This is a genomic window from Streptomyces sp. NPDC057486 (assembly GCF_042802415.1).
In the GTDB taxonomy this organism is placed as follows: domain Bacteria; phylum Actinomycetota; class Actinomycetes; order Streptomycetales; family Streptomycetaceae; genus Streptomyces; species Streptomyces yanii.
The window spans coordinates 12923-28965 of the sequence record NZ_JBHVEE010000016.1 but is presented as its reverse complement, the minus strand read 5'-3'; the positions used below and the strand labels follow the sequence as shown (position 1 = coordinate 28965).

The 16043-nt window shown below is 69.3% G+C and carries 17 protein-coding genes and 1 riboswitch; of the genes, 14 read left to right on the top strand and 3 right to left on the bottom strand.

Annotated elements, in window-relative coordinates; genetic code table 11:
* Positions 1-9 precede the first annotated feature (9 nt).
* A riboswitch (glycine riboswitch) is annotated at positions 10-107 on the bottom strand.
* Positions 108-265: 158 nt separating this feature from the next.
* The 3 genes from ACFU6I_RS10705 (at position 266) to ACFU6I_RS10695 (ending at position 3046) form a co-directional block, all read left to right on the top strand.
* Positions 266-961 carry an AAA family ATPase gene (locus tag ACFU6I_RS10705; protein ID WP_384363774.1) on the top strand — a complete coding sequence of 232 codons (696 nt, stop codon included), beginning with the start codon at positions 266-268 and terminating at the stop codon, positions 959-961.
* A 146-nt stretch (positions 962-1107) separates the two neighbouring features.
* Positions 1108-1878, top strand: coding sequence for an enhanced serine sensitivity protein SseB (locus ACFU6I_RS10700; protein WP_384363772.1), 771 nt, complete (start codon positions 1108-1110; stop codon positions 1876-1878).
* A 391-nt stretch (positions 1879-2269) separates the two neighbouring features.
* Positions 2270-3046 (top strand): enhanced serine sensitivity protein SseB C-terminal domain-containing protein, encoded by a 777-nt coding sequence (locus tag ACFU6I_RS10695; protein ID WP_384363770.1) that lies wholly within the window; start codon positions 2270-2272, stop codon positions 3044-3046.
* A gap of 155 nt (positions 3047-3201) precedes the next feature.
* Here the strand turns inward: ACFU6I_RS10695 and ACFU6I_RS10690 are convergent, their stop codons facing one another.
* On the bottom strand, positions 3202-3333 hold the full coding sequence (locus tag ACFU6I_RS10690) for a hypothetical protein (protein ID WP_266981277.1): 132 nt from the start codon (positions 3331-3333) through the stop codon (positions 3202-3204).
* A gap of 104 nt (positions 3334-3437) precedes the next feature.
* Between ACFU6I_RS10690 and ACFU6I_RS10685 the strand changes: the two genes are divergently transcribed.
* From ACFU6I_RS10685 to ACFU6I_RS10650, 8 genes are all read left to right on the top strand, one after another.
* Entirely contained in the window at positions 3438-4430 is a 993-nt protein-coding gene (locus tag ACFU6I_RS10685) for an ABC transporter permease (protein ID WP_384363768.1), read from the top strand.
* A gap of 105 nt (positions 4431-4535) precedes the next feature.
* The gene (locus tag ACFU6I_RS10680) at positions 4536-6299 is read left to right on the top strand and encodes an ABC transporter substrate-binding protein (protein ID WP_384363766.1); all 1764 of its coding nucleotides are present in this window, start codon (positions 4536-4538) and stop codon (positions 6297-6299) included.
* Between the two features lie 121 nt (positions 6300-6420).
* Positions 6421-7422: an ABC transporter permease gene (locus ACFU6I_RS10675; RefSeq protein ID WP_384363764.1), complete on the top strand. Its 1002-nt coding sequence runs from the start codon at positions 6421-6423 to the stop codon at positions 7420-7422.
* A gap of 23 nt (positions 7423-7445) precedes the next feature.
* Complete coding sequence (locus ACFU6I_RS10670) at positions 7446-8528, top strand: ABC transporter ATP-binding protein (RefSeq protein ID WP_384363860.1); 1083 nt, start codon at positions 7446-7448, stop codon at positions 8526-8528.
* 44 nt (positions 8529-8572) lie between these two features.
* Entirely contained in the window at positions 8573-9850 is a 1278-nt protein-coding gene (locus ACFU6I_RS10665) for a dipeptide ABC transporter ATP-binding protein (RefSeq protein ID WP_384363858.1), read from the top strand.
* 18 nt (positions 9851-9868) lie between these two features.
* On the top strand, positions 9869-10540 hold the full coding sequence (locus tag ACFU6I_RS10660; protein WP_327244238.1) for a trimeric intracellular cation channel family protein: 672 nt from the start codon (positions 9869-9871) through the stop codon (positions 10538-10540).
* 195 nt (positions 10541-10735) lie between these two features.
* On the top strand, positions 10736-11602 hold the full coding sequence (locus ACFU6I_RS10655; RefSeq protein WP_384363762.1) for a thioesterase family protein: 867 nt from the start codon (positions 10736-10738) through the stop codon (positions 11600-11602).
* A gap of 20 nt (positions 11603-11622) precedes the next feature.
* Positions 11623-12612, top strand: coding sequence for a helix-turn-helix transcriptional regulator (locus ACFU6I_RS10650; RefSeq protein WP_384363760.1), 990 nt, complete (start codon positions 11623-11625; stop codon positions 12610-12612).
* A 59-nt stretch (positions 12613-12671) separates the two neighbouring features.
* Here the strand turns inward: ACFU6I_RS10650 and ACFU6I_RS10645 are convergent, their stop codons facing one another.
* Positions 12672-13331, bottom strand: coding sequence for a TetR family transcriptional regulator (locus tag ACFU6I_RS10645; RefSeq protein WP_384363758.1), 660 nt, complete (start codon positions 13329-13331; stop codon positions 12672-12674).
* 127 nt (positions 13332-13458) lie between these two features.
* Between ACFU6I_RS10645 and ACFU6I_RS10640 the strand changes: the two genes are divergently transcribed.
* From ACFU6I_RS10640 to ACFU6I_RS10630, 3 genes are all read left to right on the top strand, one after another.
* Positions 13459-13620: a hypothetical protein gene (locus tag ACFU6I_RS10640; RefSeq protein ID WP_266981258.1), complete on the top strand. Its 162-nt coding sequence runs from the start codon at positions 13459-13461 to the stop codon at positions 13618-13620.
* Between the two features lie 62 nt (positions 13621-13682).
* Positions 13683-13997 carry a DUF4190 domain-containing protein gene (locus tag ACFU6I_RS10635; RefSeq protein WP_384363756.1) on the top strand — a complete coding sequence of 105 codons (315 nt, stop codon included), beginning with the start codon at positions 13683-13685 and terminating at the stop codon, positions 13995-13997.
* A gap of 145 nt (positions 13998-14142) precedes the next feature.
* Positions 14143-15312 carry a cysteine desulfurase family protein gene (locus ACFU6I_RS10630; protein ID WP_384363754.1) on the top strand — a complete coding sequence of 390 codons (1170 nt, stop codon included), beginning with the start codon at positions 14143-14145 and terminating at the stop codon, positions 15310-15312.
* Here the strand turns inward: ACFU6I_RS10630 and ACFU6I_RS10625 are convergent.
* Positions 15305-16021, bottom strand: a complete 717-nt coding sequence (locus tag ACFU6I_RS10625) for an N-acetylmuramoyl-L-alanine amidase (protein ID WP_384363752.1) — start codon at positions 16019-16021, stop codon at positions 15305-15307. The genes ACFU6I_RS10630 and ACFU6I_RS10625 overlap by 8 nt on opposite strands.
* Between the last annotated feature and the right edge of the window lie 22 nt (positions 16022-16043).

The window sequence follows — 16043 nt, the reverse complement described above, 5'->3', positions numbered from 1 at the left end:
CAGATCTGCCTCATCCACGCGGTACGGGGCCTGAGAGATTCAAGGGAGGATCTTGCTCCTTCGGCGCCCGGCACACACTGTGGCCGGAGCTCTCCCGCGCGGATTCAAGCGGCCTTTATGCAGTTGGCCGGGTCATCATTGCACGCATTGCGGAAGAGTGGGGCGTCGGTACCCCATGCACAGGGCGAGTAGTGGGACGGTTGTCTCGCATTACCTTTTCTTTACACTTCTTGGGCAGACGTGGGTGACCCGACAGGGGAGGGCGATGACGTTGCAGCGGTACGCGACGACCGCGGGGGCCGCGCACGGCGCGATGCCCGCGCAGCCGGGCGCACCCGCCCGGGAATTTCCGGGCACGCACGCGCCCGTGGTGCGGGACCTGCGCGAGCGCGCCGGGCGCAGCCCGCGCGGGCTGCATTTCGAGGCAGGCGATGTGGTGGTGGTCTCCGGGCTGCCGGGAGGCGGAAAGTCGACACTGATCCGGCGGGCGGTGGCCGCACGGGCCGTCGACTCCCAGGACACCCGGGACCGCTGGGCGCAGCGGGTGCCCCGCTTACTCCCGTACGCCCTCTACCGCCCGCTGGTCCGCGTCGCCCACTACTGGGGGCTGTGGCGGGCGCTGCGCTCCGGTGAGTCAGTCGTCGTCCACGACTGCGGGACCCAGGCATGGGTGCGGGGCTGGCTGGCCCGGCACGCACGGCGTCGCGCCCGCACGCTCCACCTCGTGCTGCTCGACGTCACCCCGCAGGAGGCCAGGGAGGGCCAGCGCGAGCGCGGGCGCGGAGTCTCCGGATACGCCTTCGCCCGGCACCGCAGGGCCGTCGGCCGGCTGGTGCGGGACACCGAGGCGGGCGCCCTGCCGCTCGGCTGCTCCTCGGCAGTGCTGCTGGACCGGGAGGCGGCCGGGATGCTGGCGCGGATCACGTTCGCCGACGCCCGGGGGACGACGGGACAGCCCTGAGGGTCCTTCTCTTCGGATCGGGCCCCACGCGCCCGGCATGATCCGCAAGAGAGGCCCTGACATCCCCCGGTCGTCCGTCAGCGCGGAGGGGCGCGCCGGAGTTACTGTTCTGCGGCAAGGCATGGGTGAGAAGGGGAAGCAGCGCAGTGGACATTCCGGCACCGGTCCAGAACCATCCGCAGAGCGGATGGCCGGCCAATGAGCTCGAAGAGGTGCTGGTCGCCTCGCTGGGCAGCCCGGAGGCGGGCGGCAGGCTCGTCGAAGTGCTCGGCCGCAGTCACGTCTGGGTGCCGCTTCCCAACGGCGGGGGCCCCGATGTCCCGTCGCTCGACCTGCCGACGGTGGAGATCGAGGGCGCTCCGTACGTCCCCGTCTTCAGCTCCGAACAGCAGTTCCTGCAGTGCGTCGGTACCCACATGTCCTTCACCGTGGCGCCCGCCGTCGAATTCGCCCGCGGGCTGCCCCCGCAGCTCGGCATCGCGGTCAACCCGGGCGGCGCCGTCGGCATGCCGCTGCCACCGCCCGCCGTCGCCGAACTCTGCCGTGCCGGACGCACCTCGCTGGACGGGCCGGCCACCGGCGGACGGGTCCGGCTGTACGAGCCGGACTGGCAGGAGGAGCCCGTCGACTTCCTCGCGGCCGCGGCCGGGGAATTCGAGGAGAGCGGGGTCGTGCGCACCGCACGCCGGACACTGGCCAGCGTCGAGGGCGGCGATCCCGTTCTCTTCATAGGCGTCGAGTTCTCCACCTGGGACGGCGCGGGGCGCAACGCCCCGATGGACGCCCTGGGCCGCGCACTGGGCCGTGTCGAGGTGCCCTGGCCGGTCAATCTGGTCCTGCTCGATGTGGCGCAGGATCCGGTCGCCGACTGGATGCGGGCCAGGATCCGGCCGTTCTACCAGCGCGAGGGTCACTAGGGCGTGTGTCGGAAGTCCCGCCTGCCCGGCGACGCCCGGCACGCACGCTCGCTGCGTTGTCGGGGTCGTCCGAGTACGTCCGGTACGAGGGCGACCCTCCGCCTTGCGATCGCACGCACCGGACGCCGCCGGGCCCACCCTTCGGGCGGACGGCGGGACTCCCGACACACGCCCCAGGGCCCCTCCCTCCTCTGCCGGTCACGGGCACAGGAGCGCGGAGTCCCCGACTCCGGGGAGGACGGGCGTGACACCGTCGACCTGTGGCGTCAAGTCGGTGTCAGGGGTGCCGCATAAGCTGGTTTGATGGCTAGTGCCTCGGCCACCGAGCCGCACCCGCGTGCCCCGGGAGCGGCAGGCCGACACAGTGGATCGAAGAGGGGCGGGACCCAGGGTGAGTGCGTCAGGCACCGCGGCGGCCGGGCAGGTCGAGCACATGCTGCGCCAAGTGACGCCCGGGCGCTACGACGCGTACGAGGCACTCCTCCGAGCGCTCGCCGGGGACCGGATCTGGATGCTGCTCTGGCACGGCCGGGCCGGCTCGCCCGACGCCCAGTACGGGAACATGGAGGTCGACGGACTGGGCTACGCGCCCTGTGTGACCTCCGCCCAGGAACTCTCGGCCAGCGGCTGGAACCGGGCCCATGAAGTGGTCACCGGAGTCGACATCGCCCGCGCGCTCTTCCCGGACCGCTGGGGCATCTGGCTCAACCCGCACGCCCCCGGTGGCGGCGTCGGCATCCCGTGGCTGGATCTGCGCCGTATCGCCACCGGCCTCGACCGGATGCCGGCGGGACCGCTCCGGCTCACCGAGCCGGCCATCGAGATCCCGCAGTTCTACGCCCTGCTCTCGCAGAACGCCCATCACACCCCCGCGATCCGCTCCCTGCGCCGGGCCTGGGTGCAGCCTGCGCTCGGGGTGCCGTACCTCGCCATCGGTCTCGATCTCTACGACACGAGCCAGACCTCCGTCGACGCGGTGCGCGCGATGATGCAGCAGTCGATCGGCGCGGTCCCGGACGGGCTGCCCGTCTCCACCGTCGCGATGTCCGACGAGTACGACCCGGTCGCGATGTGGCTCCGCGCCAACGCCCGCCCGTTCTACGACCGCGAGGCGCACGTCGCGCCCGCTCCCGCCGTGGGTTACGGCTACCCCCCTGTTCACGGCTGATCCGCCTGGACGCCTGTCAATTGACCCCAGCATGAACCCTGTTGGGGCACCTGTCCGATCTGGGCGAAGAGTGCCGACTCGGTTCGCTGGGACGATCACGGCGTCCGGATAACGGAAGCCGACAGGCCACATCACGGTTGCGCATCCATTCCCCGTCAGGGCTGGCGGGTGATCCGCGACGCGTTGAAGACTCCCCGGAACAAGAAGCGTTCGGCGCCCTGCGCGACCTGCGGCTTCTGGTTGGACCAGTTGAACTGCTCCACTCGCACCACCTGCTTCTTCCGCACCACCTGCACCAAAGTGCGACTTGCACCTGTGATGTGAACAAGCCGCTACAGCGGCGGGCACGGGCCGGCCACAGTCGGTCGAGCCGAGAGGGGTCCCCACAACGATGACGGCACCACTGCACGACAGCGCGGCCGAGACTGCGACCGTCGATGTCACGACCGATGTTTCGGCCAAGGACATCGAAGGCCGTTCGCCAGGACGTATCGCCTGGACGCGGCTGAAGCGCGACAAGGTGGCGCTCGCCGGCGGTGTGGTCGTGCTCCTGTTGATCCTGATCGCGGTGTTCGCACCCCTGATCGTGAATCTCCTCGGCCACCCGCCGAACGAATTCCACGAGGATCTGCTCGACCCCGACCTCGGCATCCCCAAGGGCTCCTTCGGCGGGATGAGTTCGGACTACCTGCTGGGTGTCGAACCCACCAACGGCCGCGATGTGTTCAGCCGCATCGTCTACGGCGCGCGCATCTCGCTCCTGGTGGCCTTCCTCGCCGCGGTGGTCTCCGTGGTCATCGGCAGCGTCCTCGGCTCGGTGGCCGGCTTCTTCGGCGGCTGGGTCGACGCACTCATCAGCCGGCTGATGGACCTGCTGCTCGCCTTCCCGCAGCTGCTGTTCACCATCGCCCTCGTCTCCGTCGTGCCCAACTCCCTCTGGGGGCTCACCGGTTCGGGCGTCAGGATGGGCGTGCTGATCGTGGTGATCGGCTTCTTCGGCTGGCCCTATATCGGCCGTATCGTCCGGGGACAGACGATGTCCCTGCGCGAGCGGGAGTACGTCGAGGCGGCCCGCAGCCTCGGCGCCGGGCGGGGTTACATCCTCTTCAAGGAGCTGCTGCCCAACCTGGTCGCGCCGATCCTCGTCTACTCGACGCTGATCATTCCGACCAACATCCTCAGCGAGGCCGCGCTCAGCTTCCTGGGTGCGGGTGTGAAGCCGCCGACCGCCTCGTGGGGCAAGATGCTCTCCGACGCGATCAACACCTACCAGGCGGACCCGACATACATGGTGGTCCCCGGAATCGCGATCTTCATCACCGTTCTGGCATTCAATCTCTTCGGCGACGGGCTGCGTGACGCCCTCGACCCGAAGGGCAGCTGAGCCGACCCCACAAGGTCTCCGGCGCGAGCCGGTTGGCACTCGATCGACCGTCGGGCGCGGACTGCGTACCCACGGGCCACACCACATCACGGAGGTTGCACGACAGTGAATCGCTCACGGAAGGCAGTTGCCCTCACGGCCCTCGCGGCCGCGGTTGCGCTGACCGCAACCGCTTGTGGCGGAGGAGGCAGCGACAACAAGTCCTCCTCGAACCAGGGTGCCGGTTACGACGCGGCCACCAAGGGCAAGGTCATCAACGCGTCCGACAAGAAGGGCGGCACGCTGAAGCTGATGTCCCCTCAGGACGTCGACTTCCTGGACCCGGCCCGCGCCTACTACGGCTTCGTCTGGAACATGCAGCGGCTGTACATCCGCCAGCTGCTCGCGTACGACGCGAAGCCCGGTGAGGCCGGCACCAAGCTGGTCCCCGACCTCGCCGAGTCGCTGCCGACGCTGAGCAACGGCGGCAAGACGTACACCTTCAAGCTGAAGGCCGGTGTCAAGTTCGAGGACGGCACGCCGATCACCTCGAAGGACATCAAGTACGGCATCGAGCGCGTCTTCGCGCAGGACGTCCTCTCCGGCGGTCCGACCTACCTGATCGATCTCCTCGACCAGGGCCAGAAGTACCCCGGCCCCTACAAGGACAAGGACCCCAACAAGCTGGGTCTGAAGTCGGTCCAGACGCCGGACGACCAGACGATCGTCTTCAACCTGGCGAAGCCGAACTCGGACTTCTCGTACCTGATGGCGATGGCCGACTCCTCGCCGGTCCCGGCCGCCAAGGACGACGGCGCGAAGTACACGAACCACCCGGTCGCGACCGGCCCGTACAAGGTCCAGTCCTTCGTCGCCGGCAAGGAGACGGTCTTCGTACGGAACCCCAACTGGGACCCGAAGACCGACCCGATCCGCAAGGGGCTGCCGGACAAGGTCACCTTCACCGTGACCTCGAACCCGGACGACATGGACGCACGTCTGCTCTCGGGCGACGTCGACTACGCGGTCGACGGCACCGGTGTCCAGCAGGCCGCCAAGATCAAGATCCTGCAGGACGCCAAGTACAAGGCCAACGCCGACGACCCGTTCAGCGGCTACATCCGGTACTTCGCGTTCCCGCAGACGGTCGCGCCGTTCGACAACATCGAGTGCCGCAAGGCGGTCATCTACGCCGCCGACCCGAAGTCGCTGCAGACCGCCCGTGGCGGCCCGACCAGCGGTGACCTCGGCGCCAACATGCTGCCCCCGGGCATCCCGGGCTCGGACAAGTCCTACGACCCGTGGGGCCTGACCCAGGGCAAGCCGCAGGTCGACAAGGCCAAGGAGGCCCTGAAGGCCTGTGGCAAGCCGAACGGCTTCAAGACCACCATCGCGGTCCGCAACAACCGCAAGCCCGAGGTGGCCACCGCCGAGTCGCTGCAGGCTTCGCTGAAGGCCGTCGGTATCGACGCCTCCATCGACCAGTACGACGGCAAGAACTCTGCTTCCGTGATCGGTGCTCCCGACAACGTGAAGAAGAAGGGCTACGGCATCATCGTGATGGGCTGGGGCGCCGACTACAACTCGGGTGCGGGCTTCCTGCAGCCGCTGGTTGACGGCTCCTTCATCCTGAAGAACGGCAACAACAACTACACGATGCTGAACGACAAGACGGTCAACGGTCTCTTCGACCAGGCCGCCTCCGCGGCGTCGCCCGAGGCCGCCGCGCCGTTCTACACCCAGATCAACAAGGCGATCATGGAGAAGGCCCTCTATCTCCCGATCAACTTCGACAAGGCGCTCGTCTACCGCAACCCGCGGCTGACCAACGTCTTCTACAACGAATCCATGGGCCGTCTCGACCTCGCGGTCATGGGCGTCGTCAAGTAGCAGTTGGACATGCGGGTCCTTCACCTCGCATGCGCTAGTTCGAAGGGCAGGTGAAGGCCGCGGGCGGGCGGTTGTGGTCCCCACAAGGGACGGCAGCCGCCCGCCGACCAGGCCGACTGCAGTGCTCGTCTACCTCCTCCGGCGACTCGTCAATGTCGTCGTCATGCTGGTGATCGTCTCCATGGTCACCTTCGGCATCTTCTTCATGGTGCCGAAGATCACCGGAAGCGATCCCGCACTCCTCTATGCCGGCCGTGAGACCAACAAGACGGCCATCGAGGGCATCCGTAAGAAGATGGGCCTCGACAAGCCCATCACCACGCAGTACGGCCTCTTCCTCAAGGGCATCGTGGTCGGCCGGGACTACGACCAGGGCTCCCAGATCACCCACTGCCCGGCGCCTTGCTTCGGCTACTCGTTCAAGAACGAGCAACCCGTGTGGCCGGACCTGAAGCAGCGCATCCCGGTCACCCTGTCGCTGGCCGCGGGAGCTTCGGTGCTCTGGCTGATCGGCGGTGTCGCCACCGGAGTGATCTCCGCACTGCGCAGACGTACTGTGCTCGACCGGGTCACGATGATCACCGCACTGGCGGGGGTCTCACTACCGATCTACTTCACCGGACTGGTCTGTTCGGCCGTCTTCATCTACAGCCTGGAATGGATGGAGACGATCAACTACGCGCCGCTCACGGATGATCCGGCGGCCTGGCTGAACAGCATGATCCTCCCCTGGATCACCCTGGCCTTCCTTTTTGCGGCCACCTACGCCAGGCTCACCCGCGCCACCATGCTGGAGATCCTGGGCGAGGACTACATCCGTACCGCCCGCGCCAAGGGTCTCAAGGAGCAGGTGGTCATCCGCAAGCACGCGCTGCGGTCCACCCTGACTCCGATCATCACGGTCTTCGGTCTGGACCTGGGCGCCCTGCTCGGCGGCGCGGTGCTGACCGAGTCGACCTTCAGTCTGCCCGGCATGGGGAAGGCCGCAGTCGACGCGATCAACTCCGGTGACCTGCCGGTCATCATGGGCGTCACGATCATCGCGGCGTTCTTCGTAGTCATGGCCAATTTGATTGTCGACCTGCTGTACGCGGTCGTCGACCCGCGTGTGAGGCTGACGTGACCGACAACATCCCCACCCAGGACGTGCAGTCGGCCGGTCCGGTCGGTGTTCCCGAGCAGGGCGGCGCACGGCCCGAGGCCTTCCTCTCCGTACGCGATCTGAAGGTGCACTTCCCGACCGACGACGGCATCGTCAAGTCCGTCGACGGGCTCTCCTTCCAACTGGAGAAGGGCAAGACCCTCGGCATCGTGGGCGAGTCCGGCTCCGGCAAGTCGGTCACCTCGCTGGCCGTCATGGGCCTGCACCGATCCGGTCAGGCGCGCAGCCGCCCCGACATCAGCGGTGAGATCTGGCTGGACGGCGAGGAGCTGGTCGGCGCCGGCGACGACCATGTGCGCAAGCTCCGCGGCCGACAGATGTCCATGATCTTCCAGGACCCGCTGTCGGCGATGCACCCGTACTACACGGTGGGTGCGCAGATCGTCGAGGCGTACCGCAACCACCACGACGTCACCAAGAAGGTGGCCCGTGCGCGCGCGATAGAGATGCTCGACCGGGTGGGCATCCCCGAGCCCGCCAAGCGCGTCGACGCCTATCCGCACGAGTTCTCCGGCGGTATGCGCCAGCGCGCGATGATCGCGATGTCGCTGGTCAACAACCCGGAACTGCTCATCGCCGACGAGCCGACGACCGCCCTGGACGTGACCGTCCAGGCACAGATCCTCGACTTGATCCGCGATCTGCAGAAGGAGTTCGGCTCCGCGGTCATCATGATCACCCACGACCTGGGCGTCGTCGCCGAGATGGCCGACGACATCCTGGTCATGTACGGCGGTCGCTGCGTCGAGCGCGGCACCGCCGAGCAGGTCTTCCACGCGCCCCGGCACCCGTACACCTGGGGTCTGCTCACGTCGATGCCGCGCATCGACAAGGAGGAGTCCGACCGGCTGGTCCCGGTCAAGGGTTCCCCACCCAGCCTCATCAACATCCCGTCCGGTTGCGCCTTCAACCCGCGCTGCCCGTACGCGGATGTGCCCAAGGGCGGCATCACCCGGACCACGCGCCCGGAGCTGCAGCAGGTCGACGGCGACCACTTCGCGGCCTGTCACATGTCGCCGGAGGATCGGACCCGGATCTGGACCGAAGAGATTGCGCCGAAGCTGTGAGCGACAAGAGCGAGAAGACCGAGAAGAGCGCCGCCGCGACGGCGATCCCGACCCAGGCGACCAGCTCGCCCGAGCCGCTGCTCAAGGTCGACAACCTGGTCAAGCACTTCCCCATCAAGAAGGGGCTGCTGCAGCGTCAGGTCGCCGCGGTGAAGGCCGTGGACGGCATCTCCTTCGACGTGCGTCCGGGGGAGACCCTGGGTGTCGTGGGTGAGTCCGGCTGCGGCAAGTCGACGATGGGCCGACTGATCACCCGGCTGCTCGAACCGACCGGTGGCAAGGTCGAGTTCGAGGGCAAGGACATCACGCACCTGGGCGTCTCGGCCATGCGACCGATGCGCCGCGACGTGCAGATGATCTTCCAGGACCCGTACTCCTCGCTGAACCCGCGGCACACGGTCGGCACGATCGTCAGCGCGCCCTTCAAGCTCCAGGGCGTCACGCCCGAGGGCGGGGTCAAGAAGGCGGTCCAGGACCTGCTCTCGCTGGTGGGACTCAACCCCGAGCACTACAACCGCTATCCGCACGAGTTCTCGGGCGGGCAGCGCCAACGCATCGGCATCGCCCGCGCTCTCGCGCTCAAGCCGAAGCTGGTGGTGGCGGACGAGCCGGTCTCGGCGCTGGACGTGTCGATCCAGGCACAGGTGGTGAACCTCCTCGACGACCTCCAGGACGAGCTCGGGCTCACGTACGTGATCATCGCGCACGACCTCTCGGTCATTCGCCATGTCTCGGACCGCATCGCCGTCATGTACCTGGGCAAGATCGTCGAGCTCACGGACCGCAAGTCGCTGTACGAGGCGCCCATGCACCCGTACACGAAGGCCCTGATGTCCGCGGTGCCGGTACCGGACCCGCGGCGGCGCGGCGTCAAGAGCGAGCGGATTCTCCTCCAGGGCGATGTGCCGTCGCCGATCTCGCCGCCGAGCGGCTGCCGCTTCCACACGAGGTGCTGGAAGGCGACGCAGGTCTGCAAGACGCAGGAACCCCCGCTGATCGCGCTGAAGACCGGTCACCAGGTGGCCTGCCACCATCCGGAGAACGCGCCGGACCAGGTGCCGGGCGAGACGGTGTCGGCCGCGGCGCGGGAGGTGGTCGAGGTGGTTTCGGTGACGAAGGCGGTGCCGGCCGAGGCCGTGGAGCCTTCGGAGGACATTGCGCCGGCCGAGGTCGCGGAGCCTGCTGAGGTCACCGAGTCCTCGGAGGCCACCGAGGCCGCTGAGGCTCCGGTGGCCGGCGAAGCGGCCGACGACATCGCTGCATCGTCCTCGGACGACGCCACGACACCCTCCGGGACCTCGGAGGACAGCCCCAAGGAGTAGTACCGGCACAATTGCCCGGTGCTCAACGAACTGTTCACGCCCTCCGTCCAGCATGCGCTCGACATCGTCGGCATCTTTGTCTTCGCGATCTCCGGCGCACTGCTCGCCGTACGCAAGAACTTCGATGTCTTCGGCATCGCGGTACTCGCCGAGGTGACAGCGCTGGGCGGGGGGCTGTTCCGTGACATCGTCATCGGGGCGGTCCCGCCCGCGGCGTTCACCGATCTCGGCTACTTCACCACCCCACTCCTCGCCGCAGGCCTGGTGTTCTTCCTGCATCCGCAGGTCGAACGGATCCAGGTGGGTGTCAATGTCTTCGACGCGGCCGGCCTCGGGCTGTTCTGCGTCACGGGCACGGTCAAGGCGTACGACTACGGCCTCGGCCTCACCGCGTCGGCGGCCCTGGGGCTGGCCACCGCGGTCGGCGGCGGTGTGCTGCGCGACGTACTGGCCAACGAGGTGCCTTCGCTGCTGCGCTGGGACCGGGACCTGTACGCGGTACCCGCGATGGTCGGCGCCACCATGATCGTGATGTGTATCCGCTTCGACGAGCTCAACGCGTTCACCAGCGGCACCGCGGTCATCCTGGCCTTCGTGCTGCGGCTGCTGGCGATGCGCTACCACTGGCGGGCGCCGCGCGCCTACAACCGGCGGTCGGCGACGGCCGAGGAGGGCCCCGCGGCCGCCTGACGCGACTTCGCACCCGCCCGGGACCAGGGCAGGCGCGAAGTCCCTGCCGAACCGGGCTTTCCGGCCGAGTACGCGAGGCGCGCTGAGGCAGGGCTTCGCGAGGTGAGTCGGGAATGGGCTCCACGCCGTGCGCCGACATCTTCCGGGCATTTAAAAGCTACCGCTTAGTAATGTAATCGGTGTACGGTGCATCGCATGGCACAGGCAGCAGCGCAGACGGCTCAGGCCGCGCAGGCAACCATCGGGAACAGCGAGTTCGACCGCGACACCGCCGTCACCCTTCGCGAAGAGGGCGTCTATGACGCCGAACTCTCCGCCGGCTGGACGATCATCCACGCCGTCAACGGCGGCTATCTGCTGGCCATGCTCGGCCGTGCGCTCGGTGAGGCCCTGCCGCACCCGGACCCCTTCTCGGTCTCCGCGCACTACCTCACCGCATCCGTCCCGGGCCCCGCGGTGATCCGCACCCAGACGGTCCGAACCGGCCGCACCCTCTCCACCGGCCAGGCCTCCCTCTTCCAGTACGCGGAGGACGGCACCGAGGTGGAGCGCATCCGTGTCATCGCCACCTACGGCGATCTGGACGCGCTGTCCGACGAGGTACGCACATCGGCGAAGCCGCCGGCCATCCCGCCGCTGGAGCACTGCCTCGGCCCGGGCGACGGCCCGGCCCCGATCCCCGGCAGCTCCGCCATCACCGAGCGGCTCGACATCAAGCTCGACCCGGCGACGATCGGCTGGGCCGTCGGCGCTCCCTCCGGCAAGGGCGAGATGCGCGGCTGGTTCGGTCTGGCGGACGGCCGCGACGCCGACTCGCTCTCGCTCCTGCTCACCGTCGACGCACTGCCGCCCACCTCGTTCGAGCTGGGGCTCAAGGGATGGACGCCGACCATCGAGCTCACCACCCATATCCGCTGCCGCCCGGCCCCCGGCCCGTTGCGTGTCTCCATCACCACCCGCAACCTCGCGGGCGGCTTCCTGGAGGAGGACGCGGACGTCTGGGACAGCGCCGACCGGCTGGTCGCCCAGTCCCGCCAGCTGGCCCGCGCCCCGCGCAGCTGACCCGTGGTTCGCTGGGCGGCGTGAAATCCGACCGGCTGCTCTCGATCCTGCTGCTGCTCCAGACGCGCGGTCTGATCCCCGCCGGCGAGCTCGCCGAGCGCCTCGACGTCTCCGTGCGCACCATCTACCGCGACATCGAGGCGCTCTCGGCCTCGGGCGTCCCGGTCTACGCGGAACGCGGCAGGCACGGCGGTATCGCCCTGCTGCCCGGCTTCCGGACGGATGTCACCGGCCTGACCACCGACGAGGCGCGCGCCCTGTTCGTGCTGGCCGCGCGGGGCGCCCATACCGCACTCGGTCTGGACGCGGCGCTCGGCTCCGCGCTGCGCAAGGTGATGGCGGCCCTGCCCGCGCCGCACCGGCCCGCGGCCGAGCTGACCAGCCGGCGGATCCTCGTCGACCCGGTCCGCTGGATGAGCGGACCACAGGTCGCCGTCGATGTCGCCGAGCTGCACGACGCCGTGTTCGCCGACCGCCGACTGCGGCTTCGCTACCGGCACAGCGGCACGGACACCGCCCGCACCTATGTCGTCGATCCGTACGGCCTCGTCGTGAAGGCGGGTGTGTGGTACCTGGTCGCGGACCGCGACGGGACGCCGCAGCTCTTCCGTGCCGACCGGATCCGCCGGGCCACTGCGACCGACGACCCGGTCGTGCGCCGCCCGGGGGTGGAGTTGACCGAGGTCTGGGAGGGGCTGCGCAGACAGGTCGAGGAGCGGCCCGGGGGCGTACGCCTGCGGGTGCGGGTGCGCCGGTCCCGGCTCGACCTGTTCGTACGTCTCCATGCGGGGGTGCTGGCGGGCGGGCCGCACCCCGATCCGGACGAGGGGGAGTGGCTGTTCGCCGAGCTGGCCGTGCCCTCCGTCGAATGGGCCCGTTCCCTGCTCGCGTTCGGCCCGAACCTCGAAGTGCTCTCACCGCCCGAGGCCCGGACTGTGGTCGCCCGGCATGCGGCGGCCGTCACCCGGCTGTACGGGGATCCGTCCGGTCCGCCCGCGGACAGCGGGTGAGCGCGGCGGTCGGTTCTTCCTAGGGACTGCTGAAGCTGCGGTCCAGTGCTCAGTCGTCGTCACTCGTGCACGGAAATCCCGGGCGTGCCCGCGGGATTCGTGTCGTCCAGCCAGTGGAGTCTGCCGAGGGCGACCAGCCGCAGTCGCCGGCGGGCGACCTCGGCGACCCGGTGCTCGCCCGCCGGACCCGCTTCCAGCATCGCCGAGGCCGTGAGCACCATGTGGTCGACATAGAGGCCGCCCAGCATGAGCAGATCCTCGTCGCTCCAGCCCCGCGAATCCGGATCCTCGGCGAGAGCCGCGGCCACCTCCTCGGCGAAGCTCAGCAGTTGAGCCGCTATGGCCTCGCGAACCGGGCCGACGCCGCCGTGCTGCTCGCGGGCGACGAAGCGGAAGTGGGCGGGCTGCTCGCGCACATGACGAATGATCAGATCCACGCTGCGGTCCAGCCGGACCTCGCTGTCGCCCGTCGCTGCGAGAATCTCGCCGATCATCCCGTGCAGGCTGCCCAGCGCCTCCTCGACGAGCGCCACCCCGAGCGCGGCGGTGTCCTCGAAGTGCCGGTAGAAGGCGGTCGGTGCGACGCCCACCGCCCGGGTCACCTCACGCAGGCCCAGGCTGCTCAGACTCTGGTGCTCCAGCAGCTGAAGCGCGGCGTCCAGCAGGGCCTGACGGGTTCTCAGTTTCTGGGTCCGGCGGATGCCGACGGTGTGACTCATGCCATTCAGTAAACAACTGTTCTCCAGAGCGGGGAAGCTTCGAGCGGGTCTAGACTGACAAGTCAGTGAACATTCGTACTCTCAACTGCTCCTCGTGAGCCGGAGAGAGCTCACGGAAAGGCCGGACATGATCGTCCTCGTTGCCGCCCTGCTTCTGCTGGGGGTCGTCCTCGGAGCGGTGGTCCAGATCCCGCTCCCGCTGACCCTCGTCCTCGCCGCCGCGATCGGCTGCTGGCTGCTGGTCTTCGCGATGCGCGAACGGCTGAGCACGCAGCGCCGGTCCCGCTGACCCCGGCACGTCCGTACCCGCGGCCGGTCCGCACCCACGACAGAGACGAAGGAGCCCGCACCATGACCCTCGCCGCATTCGCCCGCCGCACCACGTCCGGTACGGAAACGGCCACCGAGGAGGGCGACGCCGCCCGCTCCACCCGGGACGCCGACGGTCTGGCCATCGCCTCCTTCGTGTTCGGGTTGATCGGGCTCCTGGTGATGAACATCCTGCTCGGCCCGGTCGCCATCGTGATGGCGGTCATCGCCCTCGCCCGCTCCACCGCCCGCCGCGGCCGCGCCGTCCTCGGGCTCGCCCTCGGTATCGCCGATCTCGTCGTCCTGGCCTTCCTGGTCACCGGAAACGGCACCGTCTCCTGGAGCTTCGGCAGCTGACCTACGGCGCGCCCCGGCGCCCCTCCCGACCGGATCGGGCTCCGGACCGGGACAGGCGGCACAGCGCCCGTCCACCGTGCACGGGTACCGGACCGCCATGCGCCCGGCATGCGCCCCGCCACAGGCTCGTAGAATCGAGCCCACCATGGCTTACCTCGACCACGCCTCGACCACGCCGATGCTTCCGGAGGCGATCGCGGCGATGACCGCCCAGCTCGCCGTCACCGGCAACGCGTCATCACTGCACGCCGCCGGGCGCCGGGCCCGCCGTACCGTCGAGGAGTCGAGAGAGACCCTCGCCGACGCCCTCGGAGCACGCCCCAGCGAGGTGGTCTTCACCTCCGGCGGCACCGAGGCCGACAACCTCGCCGTGAAGGGCCTCTACTGGGCCCGCCGCGACGCCGACCCACGGCGCACCCGCGTTCTCGCCGGTCCCGTCGAGCACCACGCGGTGCTGGACGCCGTCGACTGGCTCGCCGAGCACGAGGGCGCGACCGTCGAATACCTCCCCGTCGACACGTACGGGCGCGTCCACCCGGACGCACTGCGCGAGGCGATCGTGCGCAACCCCGACGATGTCGCACTGGTCACCGTCATGTGGGCCAACAACGAGATCGGCACCATCATGCCGGTCCGTGAACTGGCCGCCGTGGCCAACGAGTTCGGCGTGCCGATGCACGCCGACGCGGTCCAGGCCTTCGGTCAGCTGGACGTCGACTTCGCCGGCTCGGGGCTGGCCGCGATGACCGTCAGCGCGCACAAGATCGGCGGCCCGTTCGGTATCGGCGCGCTGCTGCTCGGCCGCGAACACACCCCCGTACCCGTGCTGCACGGCGGCGGCCAGGAGCGGCACGTGCGCTCGGGGACCCTCGACGTGCCCGCCGTCGCCGCCTTCGCGGTGGCCGGACGGCTTGCCGCCGAACGGCGCGAGGAGTTCGCCCGCGAGATCGGCGGGCTCCGCGACGAGTTGGTCGCGTCCGTGCTGGCCGCGGTCCCCGACGCCATCCTCGGTGGCGACCCGGCCCCCGGCGGCCGGCTCCCGGCCAACGCCCACTTCACCTTCCCCGGCTGCGAGGGCGACTCCCTCCTGCTGCTGCTGGACGCCCAGGGCATCGAATGCTCCACCGGCTCCGCCTGCACGGCGGGCATCGCCCAGCCCAGCCATGTCCTGCTGGCCACCGGCACCGATCCGGACCTGGCCCGCGGCACGCTGCGGTTCTCGCTCGGCCACACGTCGACCAAGCAGGACGTCGAGGACGTGGCACGGGCGATCGGGCCGGCGGTCGAGCGCGCCAGGACGGCGGGGCTCAGCTAGGGGGTGTCGGGCCCCCGGGGCCCTTCGTCGGGCCGGCAGCCGCCGTCCGTACCAGCGTGAGATACCGGTCCCAGTCCCAGTGCGGACCGGGATCGGTGTGGTCCGTGCCCGGCACCTCCACATGCCCGATGATGTGCTCGCGGTCCACCGGAATCCCGTACCGCCCGCATATCGAGGCCGTCAGCCGCGCCGACGACGCGTACATCGCCGCCGTGAAGTCCTGCGGCCGGTCCACGAACCCCTCGTGCTCGATGCCGACGCTGCGCTCGTTGTACGACCTGTTCCCGGCGTGGAACGCCACATCCAGCTCACGGATCATCTGCGCCACATGGCCGTCCCGGCGCACCACGTAGTGCGCCGCCGCACCGTGGTCCGGGCTCTGGAAGACCTTGACCGCGCTGCGGTAGCTGCCCTGAGTGACATGGATGACGACCCGGTCGATGTCGTAGTCGGCGGGGCGGTCCGCCCGCCGCCAGTTCGCCGGGGAGGCCTCTATCCACTCCGCCCGGGCGTAATCCAGCTCACCCGGCTTCCGGGGCTTGTCGACTCCCGGCAGCCGCCACCAGGCGTGCTCCAGCTTCGTCCGCGCCAGCGCGGCCGTGCCCACGGCTGTGACGGCAGCGCCGATCAGCAGCCCGCGCCGGCTGATGCCGTGCTCCGACTTCGCCCCCGCGGAGCCCTTGGCGCCCGCCGTCCCCTTGGTCCCCATGTGATCGACAACGCATATCCGC